Source organism: Vibrio sp. Vb0937 (genome assembly GCF_033338855.1).
This window is the reverse complement of record NZ_JAWOTK010000387.1, coordinates 1-1,105: the sequence shown is the minus strand read 5'-3', so window position 1 is coordinate 1,105 and position 1,105 is coordinate 1. Positions and strand designations below refer to the sequence as shown.

Here is a 1,105-nt window from a genome sequence, read left to right as displayed (position 1 = left end):
AGCGTATTTTCCAATTGGAGCACGACAGCGTAAGCCCCCCGAAAGAGAGATATGCGCAAAGCTTGGCAGCTTTTTTGGATAAAACGAAGCTAGAGAGCGTAAACGCGCAGTTAAAAGAGCTGTTGTCTAATCAACCAAGCTTTGTGATTGGCATGGGCAAAAGTGAAACGCAAGCGCAATTTTCTGATGTATTCACTGCGCTTAACAGCGCCTACCTACAAGCTGGTGAAAAGCCTTCGGGCATGAACGCCAAAGCGGAAGGCTTCCTGCAACCAGCAGAGGAAGGCAGCATCGTTAGTATGCGTCAAGCTCCGGGTGGTTTTCAGGTTTACACCTTATCAAACGGTGTGGATGTTTGGTTCCAAAAAGACGCAAAAGCTGGTGGCCGCGCTTACATCTACTTCACTAGCCAAGGGGGTAAAGCAGCCCTAGATAAATCGCTTTATCCAGCCTACGAACTGGCTGCCATGACCGCCGTTCGCAGTGGATTAGGAGAGTTTTCTGGCTCAGAGCTGGATGCCTATTTACGTACGAACAACATCGCTTTTGGTCCAATACTCGAGCCAACAGTGCATGGCGTTCAGGTTACGACGCAAAAAAATCGTCTAGTTGAAGCTTTGAATGGCTTGTACAACCTTTCGACCGAAATCAAGGTTGATGAACGTCAGCTTGCCGCGGTGAAACAAGAGTTTAAGCAAGAGCGCAGCGCTTTCTTGGAATCGCCTATGGGTAAGCTCATCCAAGTAGCGAACACCAGCGCTTATACGCCGGATAGTCGTCATCGTTTACTGAGCAGTGATGGTGCCGATACCGTCACGCCAGAGCAGATTCTTGCGGTGCATGATCAACTATTTAAAACCGATCATGGTTACAAAATGGTGATTGTTGCAGACGTTGAGCCTGAGCAAATTACGCCACTTCTACGCAAGTACGTGGCATCAATTAAGATGAAGCCGGGTAAAGCTGTAGATTATCGTGTGTCATTTAATGATGAGCTGCCAGCGCGCTCGGTCGTCACTGATGGTCACGAGCCTTCATCGTTTTACCTGCTGCGTTTTACCAACACCGACAAGTACAACCGTACGGCAAAAGACACGGTGATAGA

Annotated in this window: 1 pseudogene; it reads left to right on the top strand. The window is 48.5% G+C overall.

The features are described from left to right. Window positions 1-1,105: pseudogene (locus R7P67_RS25920) on the top strand (insulinase family protein); the annotation flags it as partial.